The sequence below is a fragment of the Clostridium sp. HGF2 genome, assembly GCF_964240115.1.
GTDB classification, from domain to species: domain Bacteria; phylum Bacillota_I; class Bacilli_A; order Erysipelotrichales; family Erysipelotrichaceae; genus Clostridium_AQ; species Clostridium_AQ innocuum.
Genome location: NZ_CAXSSO010000007.1, coordinates 33,792 through 60,553, shown reverse-complemented (window position 1 = coordinate 60,553; position 26,762 = coordinate 33,792). Strand labels below are relative to the sequence as shown.

Here is a 26,762-nt window from a genome sequence, read left to right as displayed (position 1 = left end):
TCTCTACCATACTATATGACAGGAGTAAGGAAAACTGTCGAATTTCCTCATGAAATAAGAATATCCGGAAAGACGCGAATACCTTTTTTTATAATCTGTGTCAGGTATCGGTTGCCCAGCGTATGAAAGAGTGCATGGATATCCGTGTGAGCAAACAAAAGGATATCCGCCTGTGCATTTCTCTGGATATGTCCAAGCTCGCCGCGATCCAGTGCTCTTGCAGGCCATACAGTCAGTGCCTGCAGCAATGTCCATGCATCATAGACCTCCGCCATCCCCATGAGCTGTGCCGCACACAGCTGATCCTGAATCGCATAATTCCCGGCTGCGCTGATACAAAAGCGGCAAAGGCGCTTCTTGTTTTTTTGGAACAGGCTTGCATACGGATACATAACCGGTATGCACGCAGGGTTTGCATCCAGTATCTCAAAGCAGGGCTGTTCACGAAGGGCTGCTGCACCGCCACCCCTGCAGGCAAGTGTCAGCGTCCCGTTTCGCATATACGTCATACCCTCCTCCAGCTGTCTGCGCAGACCGTCGCGTTTGGAGGCTGTACTCAGCTGCGCCTCTACCTCTATAAAGCCAGGTACTGCAATATGACCTCTGCCATCCAGAATCCGGGTATCCTTATCCGCATATTCCCTCCAGCTGCCGCAGCCGACCGCCAGAATCCGCTCATGGTGGATGGCGATAAAGGCATGCTGAAAAACAAGCGGATGCTTGTTGACCATATCCATCGTGTAGATCTTTTCCAGATTTATGATAAGCAGCGTAGCTCGTTTCTTCACGGACATCCCTCACATTGACTTCTTTTATTATACGTCAAAAAGCGTCGAATGGGAAAAGAATTATGGTATAATTGAAACAGAAAGGGTGAGAAATATGCTGGATTGGCTGAAACATCTGTTAAAGAAAGAAGAACTGCCGCCTGCCGTACAAAAGCCTGTGATCATCACGATACACGGCTATGGCAGAAGACGCAGAAATGAATTTGATAATTTCGCTGCCTGGGGTAAACAGGACGGCTTTGATATCATACAGTTTGACATGTATGATCTGTTTGATGAACAGGATCATGACTGGATGCAATGGGTCTCCAGAGCGAAGGAGGTCGTAGATTCCTATAGAGACAGCGGTAGAGATATCTATCTTGCCGGCTTCTCGATGGGCGGTGTGATTGCTTCCTACCTGGCTGTTGTATGCCCCGTAAAGCGCCTTCTATTGCTGGCTCCCGCATTCAGCTATATGAATGTTGATATAATCACCGGTGTCCTTACAAAATCCGCATCCTCACTGATGGGAAATGAAAAGAAAGAGGAAATCCAGCTCCCGCGTGCCTTTTACGGCGCCTTTACGGAGCTGGTAAAAAACCTGAAGAAATATATCGGCTTTGTGGAGTGTCCGGTCTTTATCATTCATGGGAATGCCGATGAGGTCATTTCTGTAAAAAGCTCCCTGTGGGCCTACAATAAAATTCCACACAGCCGCAAAAAGCTGATTCTTCTACATGACGGGCATCATCGTCTGCTGATGGATCCGGAGGTCAGCTGGACATGCTATCAGAATATGAAGCTGTTTTTCGAGGGCGTACTCCTGCCGGATAACGAACCGGTGATGGCTGAGGATATCATGGGGGCCCTACTGGAGGAGAAAAAGCGCAGAGAGCGTGAAAAGCAATCACAGGAGCCGGCGTTGAACCCGCTTCGCGTGCAGACTGATGAATCGCAGCATACCGATAGCTGTCAAGCAGATGCCGGTGCGAAAATATAGCTTCCTTCATGGCTTTCATCAACAAACTCTCCACGATTTTCATTTTATTACCATACCGCGATTCCCACTGAGAAAGAGTTACTGATTTTACCTGTACACAAAAGGAGTGCTTTCCTTACGCTGCCTTTGATTATTAGAATTTTTTTAGTTACTATTTTTAAACGTTTGTCAATCGCAATGGCACAAAATAAGCAAAATTTCAAATTAAAATTTTGGTAAAGAATGGAAATCTAAATGGGCGCAAATGATTTTTGAAGTACATTTATTAAATTAGCATTAAATTAAATATTCATATTGCAATATTAAAGATTTATTGTATTAACGAGGAAAAGTCAGAAGATAATTCCAGTTTGAGAGAATAAAAAGTGCCACTCGAATAGGCACTTTTTATCTTATAATAAGGAATTTCTGACATAAATCATTAAATTCAATATCATTTAAATTAATGTGATCATTTATTTCTTTTATTTTCAACACAGGATAAGCGTTGACTGTAACTTAAAGTATGACTAAGAAATTCATGATCAATGATATAGTAATTATTTAAACACCTCGTCAGGAAACAAATATTGTTCTGAACAATAGCCTCCGAGTTCTTTTATTCGTTCTATGATATTAGTAGGTGGACGCATGAGAAATGAAATTGTATCAGAAATAATTGATCTCAGCTTGGAAATGACAGACTTGAAAACAGCAGAGACTGCCGACATAATAGGAGTAAAACCTATACAGATAAACAGATGGAGAAATGGTACAGCCTCACCTGATATTCTAACATTTCTGCGTTTTTGTAATATATAGAAAGTAGATGTTAATAAGTATTGCGGTATACTTGCAGAGCCAAGCGAAGAGATCATATTACAAAATAAAGAAGAAGTTGCATTATTGAAATATTATAGAAGTAAAACAAAAGAAGAACAGATGAAAATAGATAATATTATTTATGAACCTTATCGTGTTTTTCTATAGCTAGTCTTATTCATCTGCTCTTTTATTATACAAAATATAAATAGCAGAATCGTAAATATAATAAGAACAACAATCCCCGTGTATAAATTTATACTTATATTAGAGTATTCAATCGCCAATTCACCTGATGCAACTTTGATAAAATTCATGTATGTAGTAGGTAAAAAATGAGAAATGCTTCTTAGTGATTCTAATCCAGAGGGTAAATAAGCAATACCCAAAATCATACATATAGTTGTTAAAAATAGAGTTCCATCTTCTTTTATAAAGGCTGATATACTATAAGTGAAAAAGCATATGCTTAAATAAAACAAAGCCCCAATAATAAACCATTCTTTTAAAAATGCAATTGAGCTTATGGCATGCCATTCTTTGGTAATGCTGTCTTGAATCATAACAGGAAATTCAAAACCTGTATTTCCTGTTATTAATGTTGCTACCAAAAAGGTACATAGAAGTATAAGGAGATATATTATACTACTTGTAAATATACCAACAAAAATCCTGATGAGAAATTTTTCTACTCTACTGATAGGATATAATAAGTGTATATTAATATCCTTTTTATAATCTATAGTGAAAAGCTGTGCCAATATGTATATACAACAAATCAAGATAATGATAGGAGAGATACCTTTTGTTACATAAGTAAGAAAAGACAAACCAAAGACAGGAAAAGATTTTTCTTCGTATACCAAATTATGTTCATTTAGATATTTGATATATACTAACTGTTCAGCGTAATAATTTGACATTGGATTAATGTCCTTACTGCTTTGTTCATCACTTGTTGGCACTATAATATTTATTTGATCTTCTAAAACATTTATATAACTATTATAGAATTGTGACCAATCTTCTGTATCATAGTAATCAATCATATTTTCATATGCTTGACTGTTAGATTCAAGAAAATCAATCTGTGCTTCATATTCTGATCTCTTTTTAGAATCAGAAGGTTCATTTGCTATTTTATTTTCATATTTTTTTATCTCTAGCTGATTTGTCTCAATTTGTATATCAAATGTCTTGCGTAACTCGTCTTGTGATCTCATATTCATTAATAGAATTCCAGAAAGAAGTAATATAGATAAAATGACTACAAATATATTTGATTTTCTACAAAGTAGTCTTTTAAATAAAAATTTTGCATAAATAATCATCTTGTAGCCACTCCTCTGGATAATTTAGGCAAATAATAATACAGTATGAATAATATGATATTACTTATTGTAAGCGAAAGTATGCCATATAATATATTGATATAAGAGTTATTTGTTATATAGCATAATTCTCCTGTTACAACTTTGAATGCATTTATATAAGTAGTTGGCAAAATATGTAGAATAGGGCGAATTGGAACAACTTCACTTGTTATCAAGATGCATCCTATAATGATAACTAATGAAATAAGTAAGCATTTCATATTCTTACGTGCAAGTATAGAAATAACGGAAACAAAATTAACAATAAAGAATATTGATAATAAAAGTAGTATAAGGAATTGAGGTAAAACAGAAGATAGAGAAGTATAAGTTTCCACTCCTTGTTGTGAATAGGTTAATACGGGTGTCTGTAGAGAACCTAGCACATTACCTAAAGCACCACATAAAGATGACACTATTACAATAAAAATTGTGATGAATCCCCCTATAAATGCTCCTGTTAACAGACGTATACCTTGCTTTTTAAACTTTAATATAGGTATTAATTTTTGAATATCCATATTCTCAATTATAGTTGAACAGTATACTGAAGACATAATATAAATCAGCAAAATCGATAAAATAAATGGAAAGATGTCATTCATTATCTTCGCAGTATAAGAAATACCTTGTGAAGGTTTAAAACGATCATCAAAAGACAATTTGTTTTCTATCATATATTTTGCATAGTTTTGATCCAATTTTAAGACTTCAACCATATCTTCATCATAATATTCAATATCTTCTAACACAACAGCCATTGTTATGTTTGTTAACTCCAAATTGTTCTTATAATACTCTGTCCAATTATTATTTGTCACTGCATCCACTTTTTGCTGAAGATATTTTAATCTGTTTTCAGCCATATTTAAGTTTTCTTTGCTAATCTTGTAATCTTCACTTGTTTCATCAAATTTTGCAATTTCATCCTGAAAGGTAGGTATATCTTTTTTTATTCTTTCTATTTCATTTATTCCAGAATATTCAGGATCATTTATATCAGTAAATGCGCTTATTCTATAATTAACATAAATAAAAATTATAAATGCTGTTACCAATACAAAGGGGATTAGATTTAGCCAATTTTTTTCAATTTTTTTCAATATAAAACTATGATATTTCATGATGATACCTCACAAAGTTGATTTTGCTTTATTTGCAGTACTTTATCACATACTTCGATAATTTCATCTTTATAGTGTGAGGATAATAATATAGTCTTTCCCTTAGATTTAAGATCACTTATAAGTTTGAAGAAGTGTTTTCGATTTTCTTCATCTAATCCATTTGTTATTTCGTCCATAATCATGTACTTTGCATCACTAACAAAATACATTGCAATAACAAGACGCTGTTTCATTCCAAGTGAATATTTACTTATTGGGATTTTAATATATTCTTCCATATTCCATAAATTTATAATATCTGATATTTGTACATTTGATTTCCATAAACTTCTTACAAATCTCAAATAGTCCAAACCATTTAGATTTTTGTCTAGCCATTCGACACTTTCAAAATAGAAAATGCATCCAAGCATTTGCTCGATTGATTTATCTTCAAAAAGTATTTTCCCTGATTTAGGTTGTAAAAGATTCATCATAGTTCTAAACAATGTTGTTTTACCAGAACCATTTTCTGCTACTATACCATAGACACAACTATCTTCAAATAAATAGTCAGTTTTGGTTAATATTGAATGTCTTGTTTCTATTGTTATATCTTTAAGTTGTATCATGATTATCATCCTTTCTTTTAGACATGATTATACTCTAATAATAAATTTAAATCAAATTAGTAAAAAGATAGCTAGAAAAATGTCTAGCTATCAAGATCAATGGAAAAAAGATATTATGTTATTATCTAGTAGTTACCTAATTTACTCTTATAATAAATAACTACTTGATATCTGGTATAGTTCCAGTCTCCACCGATTTTAGACTTATCGCGACCGCTTTCTCTTGCGTCATCTGGAACATTTTTATATGTGTATTTGTGGAAGTTTGTAGCACCTATATAGATATTATCATCATATCTATACGTTTTAACACGATTTACATTCGCATTAACAACACCAACACTGGTCATTAACATAAATGCACATGCTACGATTACTGCTAGTCGTTTTCTAATTGATTTCATAGGTTAACCCCTCCTTATCTTTCCTCCACCTATCTTTAAGAATAGTATACCACATTTCCATAATATGTCAATTGTTAAGGCTTACATAATATAACAAAACTGCTAAATCATATGTAATGTCTTGAAATGTTGTCGAACAAAGGAAATTAGAAAATTAAAGTGAAAAACACTCCTTTTCTTCTATGGTTCTGCGCTAGACTTCTGTCAACGCTTTCTTCGTTTACAGCTTCTGTCCGCATGTACTGCAGAACTTACTGTCGGTCTCCACTTCCCCGCCGCACTGCGGGCAGTATTTCTTCGTGATGAGGGACGTTCCGCATTCACAGCAGAATTTCGCATCCTCCTTGTTCAGCTCTCCGCAGTTGGGACATTTGATACGGATCACTTCCTTAACAACCGGCTCCTGAGGCTGTGCAGCCGTGGTATTCATCTGCTGGGCAAAGGCAAAGCCTGCACCGATACCCGCAATACCCTGGCTTTGCTGCGCTGCATCCCGCATTGCACGCGACTGCTGCCACTGCTGAAAATTCTGCATATTCCCGCTAACAAGATTGATTCCGGACTGCTCATCAATAAATTTCTCAACCTCCTCAGGCAGTGAGATATTTTCAATATTGATCATCAGCAGGCTGATTCCCATCGTTTCCATTTTCTCGTTCGCACTGTCTCTGGCAGCTTCGGATATCTCGCGCAGCTTGCTTGCCAGCTCAACAACACGGATTTTTTCTTCGGCGATCACATCAATCAGGCTTTCAATCACGATCGAACGAACAAACTCGATCACATCATCTGTCTGATAAATCATCTGAACGCCGACCAGCTCCCGCATGAATTTTTCAACATCTACGACCCGCAGCGAGAATGTTCCAAAGCCGCGTACCCGAACCACGCCGAAGGTTGGATCCTCTATGATAAACGGATTTCTCGTTCCCCATTTATTATCTGTCAGTGCCTTTAAGCTGACAAAAAACAAATCACTGATTATCGGTGATCGAAAGCCGTATTTCCAGCTTTGCAGTGTGGATAGAATCGGCATATTCTCCGTATTCAGCGTATAGGAGCCTGCGGAAAACACATCCGCCAGCTCTCCCTTGCTCATAAACACCGCAGCCTGACTTTCTCTGACAATCAGCCTTGCCCCCTGCTTGATTTCATTATCACGGCCGTTTCTCTGATATTTCAAAACGATCAGGTGACTCATATCCTTATCATTTTCAATTACATCGATAAACTGCCCCATCAAAAGATCACTGAATCCCATTAGCGCATCCTCCTATCGTACAATATAATCACCGTTTGCATCCTTAAACTTATTGGTTGCGATCATAAACAGGTCATAGAGCCAGCCAAACATAAGAAATCCCATGGTTACCATGTAGAACAATGCACGTCCCCATCTTCCTGTATAAAAATTATGAAGCCCCAGGGGACCGCTGAACAGGGCTAACAAAAATGTAACCATTTTACTCTTATCACTGTCATAAACCTCGCGTCCTCTCCCCTGTCCGGGTATATTCTGTCTTGCTTCATCCTGCTGTATTGCATCCGCTGCTGCATCATAATCCGCATTCTCACTGCCGCAGTACGGACAGCATCTGCTGTTTTCAATTTCTGCACCACATTGCTTACATTTCATAGCGATCTCTCCTTACCTTATTCTATTATACAGGGAACTCGTATGCTGTGCAATTCCTTTTCATCAGGCATTTTCCATATGGCAGCTAAAAAAAACAGAAGCCTTCATCCGCTTCCATTTTTTGTCATCATATTTGTGATGCAGCACCATGTTATACCCCGGTTAACCGAATATTGTCAGATCCTGTCTATTTCCCCGCAATGTTGCGCTCATAAAATTTCTCATAGACATTGGTGAAGAAATTTCCCTTTCCTGTTTTGTGATAGCGCATAATCAGCAGCGTAAGCAGAATCCCTGCCACCGTGGCACACAGGACATCGGTAATCGTATCATGCACGCCCTGTGAATAATGATTGATGCAGTCATTGTTGAAGAAAATCAGCATGGCATATTCATAGAATTCCCAGATTTCACCGACAGCGATATTCACAGCATTGATAAAGACGAGAAATACATGATAATCCTTCTTATCCGGAAATTCATTCGTCTTTTTCAGATAGAAATACAGAATCACCGCCAGCGTTGTGATGAACCAGCCGCTGGAAAAATGCAGGACCTTATCAAAGCCAAGGTAGGAATACCAGTGATAGCTGCTTCCAATCAGGGAGGCAAAATACGTAAAGATCGTAGACACGATGTAGATTTCATACACCGGCTTGAAATGCAGCAGCTTGAAGGCAGCCGGTACAATCAGGGGCGTCAGCACAGCGACGAAGGTCATACCGAGTGCATTCATATCCCTGACCGTATAATTGTGATAAAACGCATACAGCAGTGTAACAATATAAACAGCCGCACAGATATACAGAATTCTCTTCAGCAGAATCTCACGGCGCTTCAGCTTATCCTGCATGCTTTACATCCTCCAGCATCTTCAGCTTCAGATCCAGCAGCTGCTTGCTGAGATCGACATAGTAGGTCTGCGGATATTCAAAGCGCAGAATCTCATCCCACATACAGGAAAATTCCTGTTCACTGTACGCACGGATTTCCTGCAGATCCGGAACCTCATACACCAGCTCCCCGTTTAGAAAGATCGGCTCCAGTAAATCACGCAAAACATAGCTGCCGCCTGGAATCGTCTTGTTTTTCCAGCTGTTCATCTGGTGATAGATGGTCAGATCACGATTCGGATCAAGGCTCTCTTTGTGTATGGTCATAAGATCCCCAACAGCCTTGCCGCTTTCCTTATCATAAATACGGTAGAGGTCCTTATAGCCGGGATTTGTTACCTTTTCAACATTTTCACTAACCTTGATTTTCGGTATCATGGTATCCCCGTCAAAAATAGAGCTCATTTTATACACACCGCCGAATACCGGCGCGGATTTACTGCAAACCAGATTTTCGCCAACCCCCATGCTGTTGATCTGCGCCCCCTGTGATATCAGGGACTGGATGAGATATTCATCCAGGGAGTTCGAAATTACGATATTACAGTCCTCCATTCCTGCCGCATCCAGTGCCGTGCGGATTTTCTTGGATAAATACGCCATATCCCCGCTGTCGATGCGCACACCCTGCAGACGATAGCCGTTTGGCTCCAGATATTCCTTCGCCACACGAATCGCATTCACCAGACCGCTTTTTAAGGTATTATAGGTATCCAGCAGCACCGTACAGCTGTCGGGATACGTTTTTGCATATGCCAGAAATGCATCATATTCACAATCAAAGGACTGTACAAAGGAATGTGCCATGGTTCCCAGAACCGGCATACCGAATTTTTGTCCGGCATAGGTGGTTGCCGTACCTGCCACACCGCCGATAAAGGCAGCTCTGGCACCATAATTCGCTGCATCAAAGTTATGCGCGCGACGGGCACCAAACTCCATAATGGCTCTGCCCTGCGCTGCTTTGACGATACGCTTTGCCTTTGTTGCAATCAGGGTCTGATGATTGACACACAGCAGCATTGCCGTTTCCAGCAGCTGTGCTTCGATAATCTTCGCCTTTACGCGAATCAGCGGTTCATACGGGAACACCGGTGTTCCTTCCTTCACCGCAAAGATATCACCGGTAAAAATGAAATGCCGCAGATATTCCAGAAATTCATCATTAAAGCGGTTCAGCGAACGCAGGTATGCAATATCACTATCCTCAAAATGCAGATTCTGGATATATCCGATAATTTCCTCCAGCCCCGCAAACACCGCATAGCCGCCGCTGTCCGGATTTCTGCGATAGAACAGGTCAAAGGTAACGATGCGATCCTTATGATCGGAATTGAAGTAGCACTGACTCATAGTCAGCTCATAAAAATCCATGACCAGACTAAGGTTCCGCTCATCACGAAAATCAAATTTATAATCCAGACTTTTCATAATCAATCCTCTCTTTCCAGTGAGGAAACGATACAGATACCGTTTGCCTCCATGTTGCGGATACTGAATTCATTGCAGGATACAGCATCATGAATCCCCTCGATATGATAGGTATCCACACAGCTCAGCGGTATGATGATCCGCTGGTCTGTCTTATTATGCTCATTCAGCCATGCATTCAGACATAACGCAAACTGCAGAATGCAGATATCGGTACAGCAGCCGGTGATGACGATATCACGATAGCTGTCCATACGCTCCGTTAAAAAGCTTTGAAAATCCGGACACGTAAAGGTATTCGTGGAATTTTTGCGCATCAGCTCCTGTACATGCGGCTTCAATTCCTGAATGACCTCGCTCTCCGTAGTTCCGATGACACAATGGGTCGGATAGGAATTAAATTCACGCGTCTTTGGCGGATGGGAATCTGCAATAAAAATAACCCGCTGCTGTGCATCCTTGATCAGTGCTTCTATATGCACAGTGACTGCATTGATCGCTTCATCATGCAATGCTCCTTCATGTACAAAGCCCTCAATCATATCTACAACAAATATGATGGGATCCTTCAGCTCTTTCATTGAAAGAGGTTCATATGCTTCTAAAAACTGTTCATTTACTCTAGCCATGGGGAATCTCCTTTAAAATTTTACCTATACGATATTTATTATAGTCTTTTTTTCTTCATTTTGAAACAGAATGCGCATAAATTCCATTCCTTTTCAACCATCTATCCCAATTTTTTACCGTTTATCCCATAATCTTGTAAATCCTATAAAATAGTGTTATCGTTTTTTCAGAAGCTATTCTTTGAAAGGGAGATGCACATTGAAGCATATAAAAACAAAGCGTTCAAAAACAAAACCACAGACCGTAGCGGACAGAATAAGAAGCAATGCGGAAGAACAGGCACAAATTGATCTTAGCCGTATTGCCATATCATATAATTCGCCACAACCAGAAAAAATGCATGCAAATGCCTTTCTACAAAATCATCATATTTATATAAAAGATCAAAATCCGGCAACACTTGCTCATGAGTTTGGTCATATCATACAGCGCTCCCACAACACCATCCCCGTTTCTCAAAGACAGCTGGGAAAATCTGTCAATCAGAACCATGCTTTAGAAAAAGAGGCAGATATGTATGCAGAAGGATTGCTTACAAATACAATAACGTTTCCACAAAAGAAAGGTAATACCCTGCGTGCGATTTCACAAAACGTAATTCAATTTCAGGGGGCTGAAGAACAGGCGATTACCAAAACAGAGGGAATCCCTCGAGCCAATGTCGTTTGTGATGTGGATTTATATAAAATAAATCAGAAAACATTTGAAAAGCTGCGATCTGCCCGCAGAGAATGGGCTTTACAGCTTTATACGGAGCTCATCGCAAAGGAGCCATACCAAAGTGCAAATGCTCAGGATAAAGAAACATATAAAGAGGATATAAATACCATGGTGAGCACCTATGTCACAGAACAAACAGGAGTTATGAAATGTGAAGAGGCTGCTGATATGATCTACACAAATTTAAGGCGTCAGACCAATTTTAAAAAGACGATGTTTTATTGTTCTGTCATTCCTTATATAAAAAGCCATCAAAGACCCAGCCTGGAGCACGCAATCATCATAACCTCCAGTAAAGATATCAAACCGTTTTTATCTACAGCAGATTCATTTGGATATTCTATCCTGACTGCTCCGGATGAGATTTTGAAAAATGCCTTGGTTCTGGACGGATGGAGGCATTCCATATGTTCCTTGACTGCCTTTCTTCAAGGTGATAATCCATGGACGTGTGTTCATTCATCGCAAAGTTCATCAACATCAAAGTTATTCTTTAAGGTGCTTACTACCAGAATGGCGGAACCGATGTTTCCTACGTTTTTATTTGAAAGCCAGAAACAATTTCTCGATACACAAATACAATCATTTAACGAAAACAACGACCCCCTCAGAGATAAAAAGATTGCGGATAACAGGAGTGCATATGAACCATACGATTATCATTTGCAGAAGGATGGTATTGTTACCTGGGTAGAGAAGAAACCACGACGAAAACGCAAGAAAGCGTTTTCAATCGTATGAAAAAGGATAAGAAAAATAAAAGGAATCTCAGATAATCTGGCTGCATTTACTACTGGAAGCTCACTGCTTCTCTTCTTTTCCTCAATATATTTCCCTTTCCATCCGCTGCGGCTTTCCTACAGCCGTGGTTTCGTCAGTATATGCATAAGTTCATTTCATAAGCAGAGCATCATCCATTATGTGAGTATTTAGCCGCATCAATGGCAAGGACAATCATCAAAGCGAGCAGAGCATGACCTTCCTGCTGAATATTCAGCACGTAGGTATCCGTAAAATGAAAGAGCTCCTTACTGGCATGCATGATCAGACCCTCACGTTCACTGATAACATCATATTCCCATTCCATTAAATCACCATAGATTGCCCAGTCATTGCAGGAGAGATGAGATTTCGGTTTGAAAAAGGAAAGCTCCTTTTCAATCATGCCAAAGCATTCGTCGTTCATATACATACGAAAGCGTGGCAGAAAGGTAAACACCTCTTCCTTGATTTCGCCGATTTCCTCCTTATACGCATTATAAATGACAAGTCTGTGTCCCCAGGACATCTTCCCCTCCACTGTATATACGCTGTTTCCTGCTTCATCATATATATCATAGCTATCAAACCAGGAAAACATACGCTGTTTAAACAATAGTTTCATAGGCCAGTACCTCTTTCCTTTTGTTTCTATTATACAGGAAGCGAAGAAAAATGGAAATCCTCACATATCAGGTTCTTACTCACCTACAAAGAATATATAAAGAGCTTTCAAAATGAAGGATATCTTGCAGTCATGTTTGAAAGCTCCTACATTCGCTGCCTACACACGAAGAAACATTACATATTCACATAAGTACAGGTTTTCCATACAGCTGCTATAGAAACAGAGAAAAAAACTGAAAGATAAACAAAGAGGCAAGATAAGGCACGAGCAGCATGACGGCCAGAGAAAGCAGAAGCAGTTTTTTCCCGTATTCATGATATACTGCCTGCAGCGTCATGATACAGGGAATGCTGAGCAGGACATACACCATAAAACTGAACGCGCGGATACCGGCATCAGGAGTGGTCCACAAGCGGCGGATATGCGATACCTGTGCGTCATTTTGCGGCTTTACCGATACATCGGTATGCAGAAAAAAGGTTGCACTTTCCTTCAAGGCACTTCCCCCTCGATGCAGGATTTCGCGTATATCCTTTGCTGCATTGATTGTCGCGCCAGCATTGGACGGCGGTGTCTGCAGGACCGTATCAAAGAAGCCGACAATCGTTTCCTTGGCGATGATGCCCCCGGGCAGTGCCGCCACACACTCCCAGCGATCACCAAATCCCAGCGGAGCAAATATCGGCTGCACAAGCCTTGCGCCCTGCGCTAGATAGCTGGTTTCTACATTTCCGCTTGGAAAATAGGTAAGCCCCCACAAAATCACCATCGCCCATAAAACGATACCGCATGCCTTTCGCACATAGCTTTTTACTTCCTCCTTCACCTTGTGAAGCACGACGCGCAGAGAAGGAAGCCGATAGGGTGGCAGCTCCAGCACCATCATCGCATCATCGTGAAAAATCGGAAAGCGGGATGCAAGCAGCGCTAAAACCAGGGCAAGCAGGATTCCGATTCCATAGATACTCAGCATCATCAGTGCCGCCTTATCAGGGAAAAAGGCGGAAGCAAACAGTACATATACCGGCAGCCTGGCACCACAGGACATAAACGGCACAAGCAAGGCAGTCAGCCGCTTCTGCTGTTCATTATCGAGTGTCCGGGTCGCATAAATGGCAGGGACATTGCAGCCGAACCCCAGCATGAGGGAGACAAAGCTTTTTCCGCTGAGGTGAAAGGTATTCATCAGACGATCCAGCAGAAAGGCAATTCGCGCCATATAGCCGCTTTCCTCCAATAGCGATAAAACGAAATACAGAAGCGCCATCAGCGGCACAAAGACAAGCACACCGCCGACCCCTGCCAATATTCCCTGCAGCAGAAACTGCCGCACGACGCTCGGCGCCCATTGCAGAGCAAAGGAAACATAGCGTGCCAGTACATCCTGCAGCAGATAGTCGATATAGGCATTAAGCGGCGCAGACGCCTGAAATACAAAGAGCAGAAGGAAGGAAAAGACCACCAGAAACAGCGGAAGCCCCAGCCATTTATGCAATACGAAAGCATCGATACGTTCACTTTTCGCATATCGCTTTTTCGGATCCTGTACCACATTGTGCATCAGGGATTCCACAGCACGGCAATACCCTGCGCGCACATTCTCTTCGTTCATATCCCGACACAGCTTCTGCAGCACTACCGGATCCATATGCCAGGCCTCCAGTTGCTTCATGACAAGCATGTCCTCCCGCATACAGCCCATGGCAAGATGATGCAGCAGGCGTGCATCAGCCTCTGCATGCGATGGTACATGCTGCTCGATATACGTATACAACGATGTATAGATTTCATCTTCTTCCTCATTCAGCAACGGATGGTAAAACACCGTCCTTTGTTCCACCTGCCTTTGAATTGCCTGACGCACCTCACGATAATGTCTGCGGTCAAAGGCGGAATACGCCAGTATCTCCATTCCAAGGCGCCTTGAAAGGGCTGCTGTATCGATATGAATACCATAGTCTTTAACCTCATCCATGAAATTGAAAATCAACAGCATGGGAATCTGCAGCTCACGCAGAAACAGCGTCAGCATGAGATTTCGCTGAAGATTGGTCGCATCCAGCACATTGACGATCAAATCGACCTGCTGACTTTGAAGATATGCTGCCGTTATGCTTTCCTCATTGCCATTATTCGTCAAGGAATAGGTACCCGGAAGGTCTATAATATGATAGCTGTCTCCTCCCCAGCATACATTGGCTTCTTTTTTTTCAACGGTAACCCCCGGCCAGTTTCCAACCTTGAAATCCGCATTGCTGAGCGCATTGATCCACGCACTCTTTCCCACGTTCGGATTTCCGACAAAGGCCACATGATAGTTCATTCCAGCACCTCCCCTTCGATACAAGCCGCATCCTTATTACGCAGAATCAGCTGATTACCTGCCGCAAAATACAGACACGGATCCTGCATTGGCGCACTGCGCAGCTTGCGTATCTGCATACCCGGATATATCCCAAGATAAAACAGGCGGTCCTTCTCTTTTTTACACATATGGACGTTCGTAACGACCATGGTTTTTCCCACTGCTGCATCACATAGCTTCATAGTTCATCACCTGTTTCTCAGTATAGTATGCATACTGAAAAAACACCGTCATAAAAAGACGATGAAACGCGGTTCTATTTTTCATCTCTTATGAATATATTTTCATTCAAATGAAAAAATTCATTTTTTTATTTTCATTTTGAAGGTTTGCGTATATAATATAAACAGGCTAAAGGAGGAAATTACTATGGCTAAGCTAGATTATGTTAAAGAAGCAGTCGTCAAACGCAATCCGAATGACGCAGAATTCATTCAGGCTGTTGATGAAGTCCTGCTGTCACTGGAAAAAGTCGCAGGTAAACATCCGGAATATATCGAAAAAGGCGTATTCGAAAGAATCGTCGAACCGGAGCGCCAGATCATCTTCCGTGTACCCTGGGTTGATGACAGCGGTAAGCTGCAGGTAAACAGAGGATTCCGTGTGGAATTCAATTCTGCAATCGGACCTTACAAGGGCGGACTTCGTTTCCACCCGAGTGTAAATATCTCTATTATCAAGTTTCTGGGCTTTGAACAGATATTCAAAAACTCTTTGACCGGTCTTCCAATGGGCGGAGGAAAAGGTGGAAGCGACTTTGATCCGAAGGGAAAAAGCGATGCGGAAATCATGCGCTTCTGCCAGAGCTTCATGACAGAGCTGTGCAAGTATATCGGACCGGATACTGATGTTCCTGCAGGTGATATCGGTGTCGGTGGACGTGAAATCGGTTATATGTTCGGACAATACAAGCGCATTCGTAATGAGTTCACCGGTGTTCTGACCGGAAAGGGCTTAAACTGGGGTGGTTCTCTTGCCAGAACACAGGCAACCGGCTATGGTCTGTGCTATTTCACAGAGGCCATGCTGCAGGCGAACGGCACATCCTTCCAGGGCAAGAAAGTCGTTGTCAGCGGAAGCGGAAACGTAGCCATCTATGCTGCGGAAAAAGCAACACAGCTGGGGGCAACGGTAATTGCCATGAGCGATTCCAGCGGTTATATCGTTGATGAAAACGGTGTGAATCTGGATGTGATGAAGGAAATCAAGGAAGTAAAACGCGGACGTATCAGGGAATATGCAGATGCGGTTGCCGGTGCGACTTTCCATGCGTCAGAAAGCATCTGGAATACCCCATGTGACATCGCATTGCCTTGTGCGACACAAAATGAGCTGCATAAGAAGGATGCGGAGACGCTGATCAAAAACGGCTGTATCGCTGTATGCGAGGGTGCCAACATGCCGACAACACCGGATGCCATTGAGGTATTACAGGCAAATAATGTTCTGTATGCTCCGGGCAAGGCAAGCAATGCAGGCGGTGTCGCAACCTCAGGACTGGAGATGTCACAGAACTCCGCTCGTCTGTCCTGGACCTTTGAAGAGGTGGATGCCAAGCTGAAGGACATCATGGAAAACATCTTCCATACAGTGTCTGATACTGCTATGGAATACGGTCTTGGTAAAAACTATATGGCCGGAGCAAATATTGCAGGCTTCATCAAGGTTGCTGATTCCATGATTGATCAGGGTATCGTATAAGAAAAAAAGATAGGCGGCTGTCATGAGACAGCTGCTTTTCTTATAGCCATTCCTTTTACTCTTATTCTTTTCTTACAAACCTTTTACGATTCCATGACATTCAATACTCTCTATGTCATCTGTGCTATACTGTTAACAGCTAAGTAAGCATCCATGCGGAACTTACAGAAAGGATAGATATGAAAAAGAAACGCATTTTGTGGATCATCATCGCTATCTTCCTGGTATATACATGCTGCACGTATAGCGGTGCCATGAAGCTTCGAGCATTCCTAATCACAAAGGATCCATCCGTATACATGAACAGCATCCACGTGTCTGCTTTTGGAAAACCGTATTATGTCTTTCAAAAAGCAATGCTTGCCCATGATACAGGGAATGCGATTGGTGTTTTCGAATGTCACCGCTATACTCTTTTTGTGCATGTGGAATATGACGGATTTCCATAAAATTATTTTTTAATAACCTCTAAATATCTGAAATATCTGAAACTCATTCTTTCCTTGTCATTGTATCGAGCACTGTGCTATGCTTTATTCAAAAGGAGATCAATATGGCAAATACAACAGAGAAAGATAGGGCCTGGGCAGAGGCAAAGAAACGCTGCCGTAAATACCCGGCATATTCAATTGGCAAAGCAGTTGGGGATGTCACCAAAATCACTTCTGAAAAATATCCCTTCCCCAAAAGAACAATGGAAGCTGCCGGTAAAGCAATGGATTCATGAGCTGGCAAGAAAAAAAGGTCTGATGAAAGATGATAAACTCCCCTTTTAGATAAACTCCCCTTTTAAAGAAGAAAACACAGAAAATTAAACGCTGTGTTTTTCATTCAATAAAAAACACACTGTATCGTGTGTTTATTCGTCAATCTCCATATGACGCTTAATAATTGTGGAAATCATATCCGCTGCCAGCTGCGGATCATCATTGCATACGATGTACTTGTAATTATTAACCATTTTGATTTCCTTACTTGCCTTGGCTAAACGCTGCTGTACAATTTCCTCCGGCTCACTTCTTCTGCCCCGTATCCGTTTTTCCAATTCCTCCATGCTTGGCGGAATAATGAAGATGGTCAGCGCCTCCGGACATTTTTCACGTACCTGTGTAGCGCCCTGTACCTCGATTTCCAGCAATACATTCTTGCCTTCCTTGCGCAGCTTCTCTACCTGTGACATCGGAGTACCATAATAGTTCCCTACAAATTCTGCCCATTCCAAAAGCTCGCCGTCATGGATTGCCTGTTCAAATTCTTCCTTTGTTGTAAATATGTAATCAACGCCATCTTGTTCACCCTGTCTTGGTGATCTGGTTGTCATGGAAATGGAATACGCCAGCTTTAAGGATTCATCATTCATAAAGCAATTACGCACAGTTCCTTTGCCTACACCGCTTGGTCCGCTGATAATAATCAATAAACCTTTTTTCATGAGCACACCCCTTACTATTCTTACATTTATTTTACTAGTGCAGGCAGGGTATGTCAAACGTGTTTCTGTTTTTTTTAGGCTTTTTGAATAAATTAACTACTTTTTAGCTATAATCGTAAAAAAGATTGCACATTTCTTGATCTTTTCACTTAACAGTCATAAAAAGCATTAGTGAATTCCCTTATCTGGACAAATGTTTTGCTTTTTATGAACCTATTTAGCATATAGAGGTTCCTGCTGTTTCGTATCATACGCAGGAATGGATGCGACAAAAACAAGGCAGTCCTTACCGCCGACAAGCGGTGTTCAGCTGCTGAAAGCTATTTAATAACTGTAAGGAATGAATGAAAGCATAAGAAAAAACGCTTCTAGCAAGCGGTTGAACTACCGAAAGGCCGGGGCTTTTGCGGATGAATTAGATGTGAATGCAATGTATTATTTATATAGTTTCTCATAGACCGACCTCTCCTTTTTTTGTATTTACAGTGTAGCATATATTCTGTCAAAATACAGATTATAAAGAAAATCCTATCTGGAGAAAGAAGAAACACAGATTCCATTTTGGAAACAGTCACACATATCACGCAAGAATTCACTTCGAATCAAAAAAACAGTTCGCAGACAAAGCTTAAAAAAAATTAGAGCAGTATAAGAAATAGAAAACCTCACAAGATAGAAAAGCAATTTCGATTTTATGATTGTATTCAAGCTTCGCTATTCCATAAAGCAGCTGCACATGTGTCTCTTCCTATAGTATAATGCTCAATTCTCTATTTTTCAGCCGCAAACATATGAAAGTTAGCGCTCAGCATGCCCTTTTGGTATGATATAATGGAGTAGCGAGGTGATTTTATGGCATTAGATGGATTACTGCTTCATCAGGTACAGAAAGAGCTGCAGAGCTTTCTGCCTGCCAAGCTAACAAAGCTGCAACAGATCAGCGATACCGAGATGCTGTTTACAATACGGACACCAAAGGGAACACGACGATTGATGATTTCCTTACACAGCGTATACAACCGTATCAATCTGACTCAGGAATCATATACCACGATGGAGACACCGGGGAATTTTCTCATGCTGCTGCGAAAGCAGATTGACGGAGGAATCCTTCGTTCTCTGAATCAGGTCGGTCTGGATCGCATTTTGCATATGGTGATCGAGGCAAGGGACGAGCTTGGTGATATCCATGACCGGCATCTTTATATCGAACTCATGGGGAAATATGCAAATATGATTCTGATGGATGAGGAGGGGCATATTCTGGATGCCTTAAAACGCATTCCGCCGTTTGAAAACAACCGCCGCACCATTCATCCGGGAGCGCTTTATCAGCTGCCTGCACCGCATACCGGAAAGCAGGATCCCTATCATTATGAAAAAATAGATCCAAGTGAATCCTTTACCAAACAGTTTCACGGGTTTTCTCCGCTGCTTTCCAGAGAAGTGCAGTATCGTATGGCGCAGGGTGAAAACTTCGATGAAATTCTGGAACAGATTCGTACATCCGATACACTGTATCTGAGTGACGTGCAGGACAAAACCCAGTTTCACTGCATACCTTTGACACATCTGGAGGTGGAAGCACGGCAGTATCCGCTGATGAAGGGTATGGATCTGCTCTTTTTCCAGAAGGAGGAAAAGGTTCGCATCAAGCAGCAGAGTGGTGATCTGTTTCGTGCCGTGCGCAAGGAGCTGCATAAGAATACTTCAAAATACCCAAAACTGCAGCAGACGCTGGAGGAGGCAATGGATTGCGATAAATACAGGGAATACGGTGATTTACTGTTTGCCTACATGGGAAGTATCGAGCGCAGGGAAACCGTCACACTCCCCTCTTTTGAAACTGGTAAGGATATCCATATTCCGTTGGACATGCGCTTTGATATCAAGGGAAATGCCAACCGCTATTATCAGAAATACCACAAGAGCAAGCGGGCACAGGCTATCCTTCAGGAACAGCTTGCCCTATGCGAAAAGGAAATCCGCTACTTTGAATCCATGGAGGTCCAGCTGGAACAGGCGACCGTACAGGATGCTATGGAAATTCGGGAGGAGCTGGCACGACAGGGCTATGTCAAGGCTGTTAAAACCCGCATACGAAAGAAAAAGAAGCAGGAGCTTCCACATTATGAGACCTTTGCATTCGATGACGTATATATCTATGTTGGTAAAAACAATCTGCAAAATGATTACGTTACCTGGCGTCTGGGAAAAAAAAGCGATATGTGGCTGCATACCAAGGATGTGCATGGAGCCCATGTGGTAATCACCTGTGAGCAGCCGGATGAGGAGCTTCTGCGCAATGCCGCCATGCTTGCCGCCTGGTACAGCAACGCCCGCTATTCCTCCAGTGTTCCTGTGAATTACTGCACGATTCGCCAGTTGAAAAAGATTCCCGGAAACAAGGGCAGCTTTGTTTCCCTGTCAAATTACAAAACCATTTATATCGATCCGGAACCGGCACAGATTCAAAAACTGATCGACGAACATCTGATTACACAGAAAAAGCACTAAAAGGATGAAGGCAGAAACAACAGCTTTACAGAAGTTCGCATAGATGCCTGTATCCTAAAAGCTTTCCCCATCCCTGTATCCGTATATGCTGATATGGGGTTCTTTCTTCTTACCTGAGGAATGGTCCAGTATCTGCATAAAAGAAGACTGGAATAATGTTAGCTTCTTTCCCGATTGCGGGTAAGCTTAAAACGGGAGGCTTCAACACGATTGGTTTTATCAATAGAAGTTGAATTCTCCCTGTTGCTAAAGTAAGAAAAAACTTAAGTATACATCCTGGCTTTCTGTCATGGAAATCAAACCTATTGCGGATACTCTTTTCTGTGGATACAATTTCATTATCTCAATTATTTTTTTCAATTCTATATTAAGCAGGTTTATTTTCTTCCTGCTTTTCTTATACGAAAAACAGATGAAATCTTTGATACACAGTTGAACTGCAAAACGAATTCATCCTTTTCCATGTACGGCGCAGCTGTTTTTTTCACGATTTCCATATCCTGAGAGAAAGAATCAGCAGTACCTGTTCTCCTAATGATCACATGCTGTTATCGGCTCTGAAAATACAGGCGCAGCCTGTGAATTCCTGCAAACAGTACCCCCTCAGCAAGCACAATACACAATGCGATGCCCAGCAGATCCCAGGGCAATATATACTCCGTATTCGCGTCTGTTAACCCGATATCGGATAATGTAGAAAACATCATTGCACTCAAGACCCCGATGTTAATCAGATAAAGGCCCGCCAGCACCAGCAGCACGACCTGTACCACATCCGGCAGAAATTCCTGCAAAATCAAAAATAAGGTCTGGATGACAGCTCCCATAGCCAGAAACATCAGACAGCCCATCAACACACCATCAAAAAGGAAATAGCCGCGAAGCAGCTCTGCCGCAGCAATACACACTGCCGTCATCAGCATACTGAACATAAATGCTGCTATCATGATTTTCATACGGGAGAGAACCGGCAGCTCCCGTTTGCTGAAAAGATACATGAGCATACAGGTATACAAAACAAAGACCAATGCCGTATTGACAGAATCAGGAAAAAACAGGCTATAGGCGATACAGGCAACCAGTAAAATCGATGCGGTAAGCTTTTGTGATTTCTGCATACTGCTTCATCTCCTCTTACATTACTATAAAAGCATATAGATACTATACCACATTGCAATGGTTCTCACAAGCCATCATACGTATAGCTTTCCAACATGTAAGAAAGACATCCTCAATTCAGTCATATACCCAAACAGGAATCGTTTTTTGCATTGTGTTTGACCTTTCATTAATTCTTATATGCTTCAGGGTGCGGGCATCATTGTTGAAAAAAAGAAGTAAATTTCCTCTTGTAAGGGGCTATTACTTCTTTTTTACAGATTCATCTGTTCTCCATTATGACGAAGCACTATGTTCGTCTGTATCCATATCAAATAGATAATGCTTACGGATTTTCTCCAGTACCTTCCATACACAGCTCATATTCGGACGAAAGGTCACAAGATCCCCCCTTGTGAACGCATAGGACTGGCCGTCACTGCCACTCACAACTGCTGTTCCTTCGATTATCAGACATGTTTCACAACGTTCATCATATTCCGCATCCCATTGAGCAGGCTCATGTTCCCAAATCGGACAGGATTCCAAGAGCCTGCGTTCCTTATCATTTGGCTTTCTTATGTATACATCTTTCATCATAATCTCCTTTATAAATTCGGGTAATGCTTAGCCTTTACATCAATCCAGGATACCTTTTGATTATCCGGTACCGGCTGGAAATAAGCCTCCAATCCATCCTGGAACATTTCATCCAGCATTTTTGCATCGTTATCATCAAACGAAATCGGTCCGACAATATTTTTTCGTCCAACACCACCGCCAATTCCACCTACCTGCAGGGTAGCATAGCGAAAGCCTGCCTTATAAGCCTTGTAGGCCATCGGCATATTTTTAAACAGGACGAAAATCGGTTCCAGATCACCTAACCGATCCTGCTGCCATCTCTTTCCGGCTTCCTCTGTCGATATCGTTTCCAGTTCAACACCTACCGGACATGCCATTTTATAAATGCTGGACAAAAAGGAATTGCTCGCACCTTCATCATCAACAATATACACCTTTTTACTATTCGTCCTGTACAGCCACTGCGTACATACCTGCCCATGTATCAAACGACTGTCTATTCTGACTAAACCTATGCGTGCCATTTTTCATCACCGTTCCTTAGTTTTCAATTTTGATCCAGTTTTTACCGACAGAACCTGTTACCTTCATATAATCCATCACGCGCTCCTTATAGCCTGCCCACATAATATCGCCTGCCATTCTTGCGCCAATATTCTCTCCGTTCTGATAACGCCCGTCATGGAACAGACAATCCAGTCCATAATTATAAGCATCAGTCCCCATGTTCACCTTCTGTGTACCAATTCGGCAGCATTCCGCAATATTTTCAAACCCTGAGAATGAGCCGCCATGGAATACCAGAGGTACATCCACCAGGTTCTTTATTTCCTTTAATCGCTCAAAATCAATATCCGGTCCCTTTCCGGTATACTCTCCGTGTGCTTCACCAATGGATACCGCTAGACAGTCACAGCCTGATTTCTCAACAAACTCTTTTGCTTTCACAGGATCTGTCAGATATTCATCGCGCTTTTCTTCGTAGTCACAACCATCCGCAATCTGTCCAAATTCCGCTTCCACTGTGATGCCAAGAGGTGCACAGATATTCTTAAACTCCGCGACCTGCCGTGCATTTTCCTCAAAGCTCAATGCACTGCGGTCCACCATAACACCTGTAAATCCGCCATAAATCGCTTTTACACAGGCTTCGAAGCTATCTCCGTGATCCAGATTCAGTGCAATCGGTATCCGTACCTCATTCGCCATTGAACAAATCAGTTTCCCAAAGGAAACAATATCCTTATGATTATCCGGCAAAACATCAATAATAAGAGGTGAATCCAGCTCAACAGCTGCTTCTATACAAACTCTGACAGAGTCTTCATTAAAAACATTCGGTGCCAGAACACCATATCCCCCTTCCTTCGCCTTTTCTAAGATTTCCAACATTGATACCAACATAATTTCATTCCTTCCTTTCTATGCTATGTTCTTCCAGACGCCGAATCAGCTTAAGCATGTCCTGCATGACATTCACTGCAGCATCTTCAAACAGCAACTCATGCTTCTTGTGTTCATAATATTTATAAAAGATATTCTCTGCACCGGCATAGTTTAATTTCCGTATGACGACATCCAACTCACGGGTATAATTGGAAAACACATCCTCATACCCGCTCATAAATAAAATCGGAAGATATTCGGGAAGCTGTGAAATCCAGTCTTCCGTCATATACAGAGAACACAGTGTAATTCTGTTTAACATATACTGCATAGAGTAAGAAAGCTGACAGCAGGCGTCACGTTTCAGTTTTTTCTGTTCACGAGGCTTTGATACTCTCTCTTCAAGAAAGGTATCCATATTATCAATGCCATAATGGGAGAGAATATAGTCTTCCGTTTTTTCAGCCGGTTCCGTATCCGCTTTTTTGCGACATTCCTTTGCATATATGTTCATTGCCTTTCTATACAGAGAGGGAAAACCGTAGTCACCGCATAAGATCAATGCATTGCAATTGCTTGTCATGATTGCATACTGCTTTGCCAGCATACTGCCGAAACCAAAGCCGATCAATGCATGAATATAGGACTTCTTCTGTTCCTTCTTTGGCATGGCATCCTTAACAACCAGATAAAACATTGTTTCCGCATCCTCGATAAAGTGTCTATAGGTATGTCTTGCACTGATTTGACCGGGACCGTTTCTATATACAGACCTTCCATGACCAACCAAATCGTGTCCAAAGGCTGCATAACCATGTTCGGCAAAAAACTGAAGCAGATGCATATAGCGCTCAATATGATCATATAGGTCGTGTAAAATTTGTATATAACCTTTCACCGGGCCATCTGGAAGCCATGCGCAACCATATAGCTCATCCTCGCCATCTCCGCTTAAAAAACGGTATTCCTGCAGCTTCATAAGCCTATCTCCTTAATTTTGCATATTTTTTCTGCATATTGCTTTTTGGTTTTCTAACATTTTTCGAATACAGATTGCGCAGAGCAACGAAGACTAGATATGCTATAACCAGCCAGATCATCCAGGATGATGCAACATCAAACATATCAAATGCTTCTCGTTTTTCCTGCGATCCGAAAGAGGTGTCTACAGATTGTGTCCCCCCCTTGCTGATAAACCAGTAAATTGCAAGTGTGAGCCCTGTCAGCTTAACGAACAGCAGTTTCTTATTCTTCATCACGGAGCCCCTGTTGTATTCCTTCCACATACAATGCAGCAACTACACTTCCCGGATCGACCATACCAATGGAATTTTCCTGACGGAATGCCAGCCTTCCATGCCTTGCCTGCATCATTTTAGCTTTCTCCACACCTTCTCTTGCAGCAGTGACAGCACATTGCAAGGCTCTTGCTTTCCCTTCATCTACATGCTCAGCATAGGCACGCTGTGCCGGACAAAGCGCATCAAGAAATGTTTTCTCCCCCTCTTTTGCACCGCCGAGTGTCATGACACCTTCTATCATTGCCTGAAACAATACCGCAAGCTCAGCATCCTTCAGTTCTTCTTTTCCTTTCAGCTGTTTTCCAATCTTCATAAAGCCGCTGGAAATGAGTGTCCCCATGGAAGATGAGGCGATGCTGTTAAATTTTTTTCCTGCCATATATATCATTTTACCAATATCATGTTCATCACTATCCGTGACAAATTCATCCGCAATGCGAAATCCATCGCGCATAACAACACCGAGATCTCCATCTCCACCAGCAGAATCCAGCGCAGTCAATTGCTCTACATGCTCCTGAAATATCAAATTCCATGCGTGGAATACACGCTTTATACCCTCTGTTTTCATTTTGACTCTCCAAACTGTTTAAACATCGGGGTATCTGCCGCAGCATCCATCAATCGCTTCAGTTCCTCATCAACCTTCAGTAAAGAGATAGACAAGCCGGTCATTTCCAGTGATGTCGCATATTCTCCGACATACGTTCTATGAACTCGTATTCCCGCATCTTTTAGCAAACGGTGTACCAGCCCAGTAATCAGATACTGTTCTTCTAATGGAGTAGCTCCCAGACCGTTGATCAATACACACACCTCATCATCATGCCGCAGCTGCAAATCCTGCATGACAGGCGGTACAATTTCCTTTACGATATCATCCGCCGAGCAAATCTTTCCTCTGCGAAGCCCTGCTTCTCCATGAATTCCCATACCGATTTCCATTTCATCATCCGCTATCGTAAAGCTGGGATGACCGATTCTTGGGACAGTGCAGGGGCTCAAAGCAACACCCATGGTTGCCACGAGTAGCTTTGTTTTTTCCGCAATCCGATACACCTCATCCAGTGGCAGCATTTCCGCAGCAGCTGCACCTGCACATTTATACACAAAGAAAATGCCTGCAACACCTCGACGAATATTTTTTTCCTGTTCCTTTGCACGTGGACCGCTTGCCACATCCTCACCGGCAATCGACAGACATACTTCAATATCCTCCTCCATCTCTGCCATTTCCGCAGCCATCTGAAAATTAAAGATATCCCCGTTATAATTTCCAAAGATATAGAGAACTCCCGCTCCGGAATCAATGGCTTTTGTGACGTCAAGCATCTGTTCTGAGCTTGGTGATTGAAAGACATCACCTACACTGCAGCCATCCAGCATTCCTTTACCGACATATCCCAGAAACAGCGGAAGATGACCGCTTCCTCCACCTGTTGCGATTCCTACCTTTCCTGCAATTTTATGCTTGGTTATCAGGCAATGCGCATCCTCATTCACACACGTATAATACGACGGATGTGCCGCATACAGCCCGTACAGCATTTCATCAATAAAGCGCTCCGGCTGATTGATAAATTTTTTCATAGTC

The 26,762-nt window shown here is 41.8% G+C and carries 29 protein-coding genes; 7 read left to right on the top strand and 22 right to left on the bottom strand.

All coding sequences use genetic code 11. From position 1 onward, the window contains the following. Nucleotides 1-47: 47 nt before the first annotated feature. The gene (locus ACESPQ_RS13010; RefSeq protein WP_373144454.1) at nt 48-794 is read right to left on the bottom strand and encodes an imidazolonepropionase; all 747 of its coding nucleotides are present in this window, start codon (nt 792-794) and stop codon (nt 48-50) included. A gap of 88 nt (nt 795-882) precedes the next feature. On the opposite strand from ACESPQ_RS13010, the gene ACESPQ_RS13005 reads away from it, so the two are divergent. Both ACESPQ_RS13005 and ACESPQ_RS13000 read left to right on the top strand, forming a co-directional pair. Further along, complete coding sequence (locus ACESPQ_RS13005) at nt 883-1,770, top strand: alpha/beta fold hydrolase (RefSeq protein WP_002608620.1); 888 nt, start codon at nt 883-885, stop codon at nt 1,768-1,770. Between the two features lie 630 nt (nt 1,771-2,400). Then, entirely contained in the window at nt 2,401-2,571 is a 171-nt protein-coding gene (locus ACESPQ_RS13000) for a hypothetical protein (protein WP_257327321.1), read from the top strand. Nucleotides 2,572-2,720: 149 nt separating this feature from the next. Here the strand turns inward: ACESPQ_RS13000 and ACESPQ_RS12995 are convergent, their stop codons facing one another. From ACESPQ_RS12995 to ACESPQ_RS12955, 9 genes are all read right to left on the bottom strand, one after another. After that, nucleotides 2,721-3,902, bottom strand: a complete 1,182-nt coding sequence (locus ACESPQ_RS12995; RefSeq protein WP_118002288.1) for an ABC transporter permease — start codon at nt 3,900-3,902, stop codon at nt 2,721-2,723. Further along, nucleotides 3,899-5,068 (bottom strand): hypothetical protein, encoded by a 1,170-nt coding sequence (locus tag ACESPQ_RS12990; protein WP_373144453.1) that lies wholly within the window; start codon nt 5,066-5,068, stop codon nt 3,899-3,901. Before ACESPQ_RS12990 ends, ACESPQ_RS12995 begins: the two co-directional genes overlap by 4 nt. After that, on the bottom strand, nt 5,065-5,682 hold the full coding sequence (locus ACESPQ_RS12985) for an ATP-binding cassette domain-containing protein (protein ID WP_373144452.1): 618 nt from the start codon (nt 5,680-5,682) through the stop codon (nt 5,065-5,067). The genes ACESPQ_RS12990 and ACESPQ_RS12985 overlap by 4 nt, the downstream gene beginning before the upstream one ends. Nucleotides 5,683-5,807: 125 nt before the next feature. After that, nucleotides 5,808-6,086 (bottom strand): hypothetical protein, encoded by a 279-nt coding sequence (locus tag ACESPQ_RS12980; protein WP_109770348.1) that lies wholly within the window; start codon nt 6,084-6,086, stop codon nt 5,808-5,810. Nucleotides 6,087-6,306: 220 nt separating this feature from the next. Further along, entirely contained in the window at nt 6,307-7,347 is a 1,041-nt protein-coding gene (locus ACESPQ_RS12975) for an SPFH domain-containing protein (protein WP_009269326.1), read from the bottom strand. A 12-nt stretch (nt 7,348-7,359) separates the two neighbouring features. Next, nucleotides 7,360-7,722 (bottom strand): TM2 domain-containing protein, encoded by a 363-nt coding sequence (locus tag ACESPQ_RS12970; RefSeq protein ID WP_008819431.1) that lies wholly within the window; start codon nt 7,720-7,722, stop codon nt 7,360-7,362. Between the two features lie 187 nt (nt 7,723-7,909). After that, nucleotides 7,910-8,575 (bottom strand): hypothetical protein, encoded by a 666-nt coding sequence (locus tag ACESPQ_RS12965; RefSeq protein ID WP_044905150.1) that lies wholly within the window; start codon nt 8,573-8,575, stop codon nt 7,910-7,912. Then, nucleotides 8,565-10,046, bottom strand: a complete 1,482-nt coding sequence (locus ACESPQ_RS12960; RefSeq protein WP_373144451.1) for a nicotinate phosphoribosyltransferase — start codon at nt 10,044-10,046, stop codon at nt 8,565-8,567. The genes ACESPQ_RS12965 and ACESPQ_RS12960 overlap by 11 nt, the downstream gene beginning before the upstream one ends. A gap of 2 nt (nt 10,047-10,048) precedes the next feature. Next, complete coding sequence (locus ACESPQ_RS12955) at nt 10,049-10,675, bottom strand: cysteine hydrolase family protein (RefSeq protein WP_002608615.1); 627 nt, start codon at nt 10,673-10,675, stop codon at nt 10,049-10,051. A 199-nt stretch (nt 10,676-10,874) separates the two neighbouring features. Here ACESPQ_RS12955 and ACESPQ_RS12950 point away from each other — a divergent pair, with 199 nt between their 5' ends. Further along, nucleotides 10,875-12,137 (top strand): DUF4157 domain-containing protein, encoded by a 1,263-nt coding sequence (locus ACESPQ_RS12950; protein ID WP_257333311.1) that lies wholly within the window; start codon nt 10,875-10,877, stop codon nt 12,135-12,137. Between the two features lie 169 nt (nt 12,138-12,306). Here ACESPQ_RS12950 and ACESPQ_RS12945 read toward each other — a convergent pair whose 3' ends face one another. The 3 genes from ACESPQ_RS12945 to ACESPQ_RS12935 form a co-directional block, all read right to left on the bottom strand. After that, the gene (locus ACESPQ_RS12945) at nt 12,307-12,780 is read right to left on the bottom strand and encodes an LURP-one-related/scramblase family protein (RefSeq protein WP_002608613.1); all 474 of its coding nucleotides are present in this window, start codon (nt 12,778-12,780) and stop codon (nt 12,307-12,309) included. 214 nt (nt 12,781-12,994) lie between these two features. After that, nucleotides 12,995-15,106, bottom strand: coding sequence for a ferrous iron transport protein B (gene feoB / locus ACESPQ_RS12940; RefSeq protein WP_373144450.1), 2,112 nt, complete (start codon nt 15,104-15,106; stop codon nt 12,995-12,997). Continuing rightward, complete coding sequence (locus ACESPQ_RS12935) at nt 15,103-15,330, bottom strand: FeoA family protein (protein WP_009269328.1); 228 nt, start codon at nt 15,328-15,330, stop codon at nt 15,103-15,105. The genes feoB and ACESPQ_RS12935 overlap by 4 nt, the downstream gene beginning before the upstream one ends. Nucleotides 15,331-15,517: 187 nt before the next feature. Between ACESPQ_RS12935 and gdhA the strand changes: the two genes are divergently transcribed. The 3 genes from gdhA to ACESPQ_RS12920 all read left to right on the top strand — a co-directional run bounded on the left by gdhA (nt 15,518) and on the right by ACESPQ_RS12920 (nt 17,576). After that, entirely contained in the window at nt 15,518-16,849 is a 1,332-nt protein-coding gene (gene gdhA, locus ACESPQ_RS12930; protein WP_373144449.1) for an NADP-specific glutamate dehydrogenase, read from the top strand. Between the two features lie 179 nt (nt 16,850-17,028). After that, nucleotides 17,029-17,298 carry a hypothetical protein gene (locus tag ACESPQ_RS12925; protein ID WP_257339357.1) on the top strand — a complete coding sequence of 90 codons (270 nt, stop codon included), beginning with the start codon at nt 17,029-17,031 and terminating at the stop codon, nt 17,296-17,298. Nucleotides 17,299-17,402: 104 nt separating this feature from the next. Further along, nucleotides 17,403-17,576: a hypothetical protein gene (locus ACESPQ_RS12920; RefSeq protein WP_257327323.1), complete on the top strand. Its 174-nt coding sequence runs from the start codon at nt 17,403-17,405 to the stop codon at nt 17,574-17,576. Between the two features lie 132 nt (nt 17,577-17,708). On the opposite strand, the gene gmk is transcribed toward ACESPQ_RS12920, so the two are convergent. Beyond that, nucleotides 17,709-18,281, bottom strand: coding sequence for a guanylate kinase (gmk, locus tag ACESPQ_RS12915; protein ID WP_002608607.1), 573 nt, complete (start codon nt 18,279-18,281; stop codon nt 17,709-17,711). 852 nt (nt 18,282-19,133) lie between these two features. On the opposite strand from gmk, the gene ACESPQ_RS12910 reads away from it, so the two are divergent. After that, entirely contained in the window at nt 19,134-20,798 is a 1,665-nt protein-coding gene (locus ACESPQ_RS12910) for an Rqc2 family fibronectin-binding protein (protein ID WP_373144448.1), read from the top strand. Between the two features lie 548 nt (nt 20,799-21,346). Here the strand turns inward: ACESPQ_RS12910 and ACESPQ_RS12905 are convergent. The 8 genes from ACESPQ_RS12905 to ACESPQ_RS12870 form a co-directional block, all read right to left on the bottom strand. Next, a complete protein-coding gene (locus tag ACESPQ_RS12905) occupies nt 21,347-21,916 on the bottom strand; it encodes a hypothetical protein (RefSeq protein WP_109770353.1) in 570 nt (189 codons plus the stop codon). A gap of 277 nt (nt 21,917-22,193) precedes the next feature. Next, on the bottom strand, nt 22,194-22,493 hold the full coding sequence (locus ACESPQ_RS12900) for a cupin domain-containing protein (protein ID WP_008727557.1): 300 nt from the start codon (nt 22,491-22,493) through the stop codon (nt 22,194-22,196). 11 nt (nt 22,494-22,504) lie between these two features. Further along, nucleotides 22,505-23,005, bottom strand: coding sequence for a PTS system mannose/fructose/N-acetylgalactosamine-transporter subunit IIB (locus ACESPQ_RS12895; protein WP_002608603.1), 501 nt, complete (start codon nt 23,003-23,005; stop codon nt 22,505-22,507). A 16-nt stretch (nt 23,006-23,021) separates the two neighbouring features. After that, complete coding sequence (locus ACESPQ_RS12890; RefSeq protein WP_008819443.1) at nt 23,022-23,885, bottom strand: class II fructose-bisphosphate aldolase; 864 nt, start codon at nt 23,883-23,885, stop codon at nt 23,022-23,024. A 4-nt stretch (nt 23,886-23,889) separates the two neighbouring features. Further along, on the bottom strand, nt 23,890-24,846 hold the full coding sequence (locus ACESPQ_RS12885) for a serine aminopeptidase domain-containing protein (protein ID WP_008819444.1): 957 nt from the start codon (nt 24,844-24,846) through the stop codon (nt 23,890-23,892). A 4-nt stretch (nt 24,847-24,850) separates the two neighbouring features. Beyond that, complete coding sequence (locus tag ACESPQ_RS12880) at nt 24,851-25,123, bottom strand: hypothetical protein (protein ID WP_109770354.1); 273 nt, start codon at nt 25,121-25,123, stop codon at nt 24,851-24,853. Beyond that, nucleotides 25,113-25,739, bottom strand: a complete 627-nt coding sequence (locus ACESPQ_RS12875; protein WP_008819446.1) for a dihydroxyacetone kinase family protein — start codon at nt 25,737-25,739, stop codon at nt 25,113-25,115. The genes ACESPQ_RS12880 and ACESPQ_RS12875 overlap by 11 nt, the downstream gene beginning before the upstream one ends. Continuing rightward, nucleotides 25,736-26,758, bottom strand: a complete 1,023-nt coding sequence (locus ACESPQ_RS12870; RefSeq protein ID WP_021420248.1) for a dihydroxyacetone kinase subunit DhaK — start codon at nt 26,756-26,758, stop codon at nt 25,736-25,738. The genes ACESPQ_RS12875 and ACESPQ_RS12870 overlap by 4 nt, the downstream gene beginning before the upstream one ends. Nucleotides 26,759-26,762: the final 4 nt, after the last annotated feature.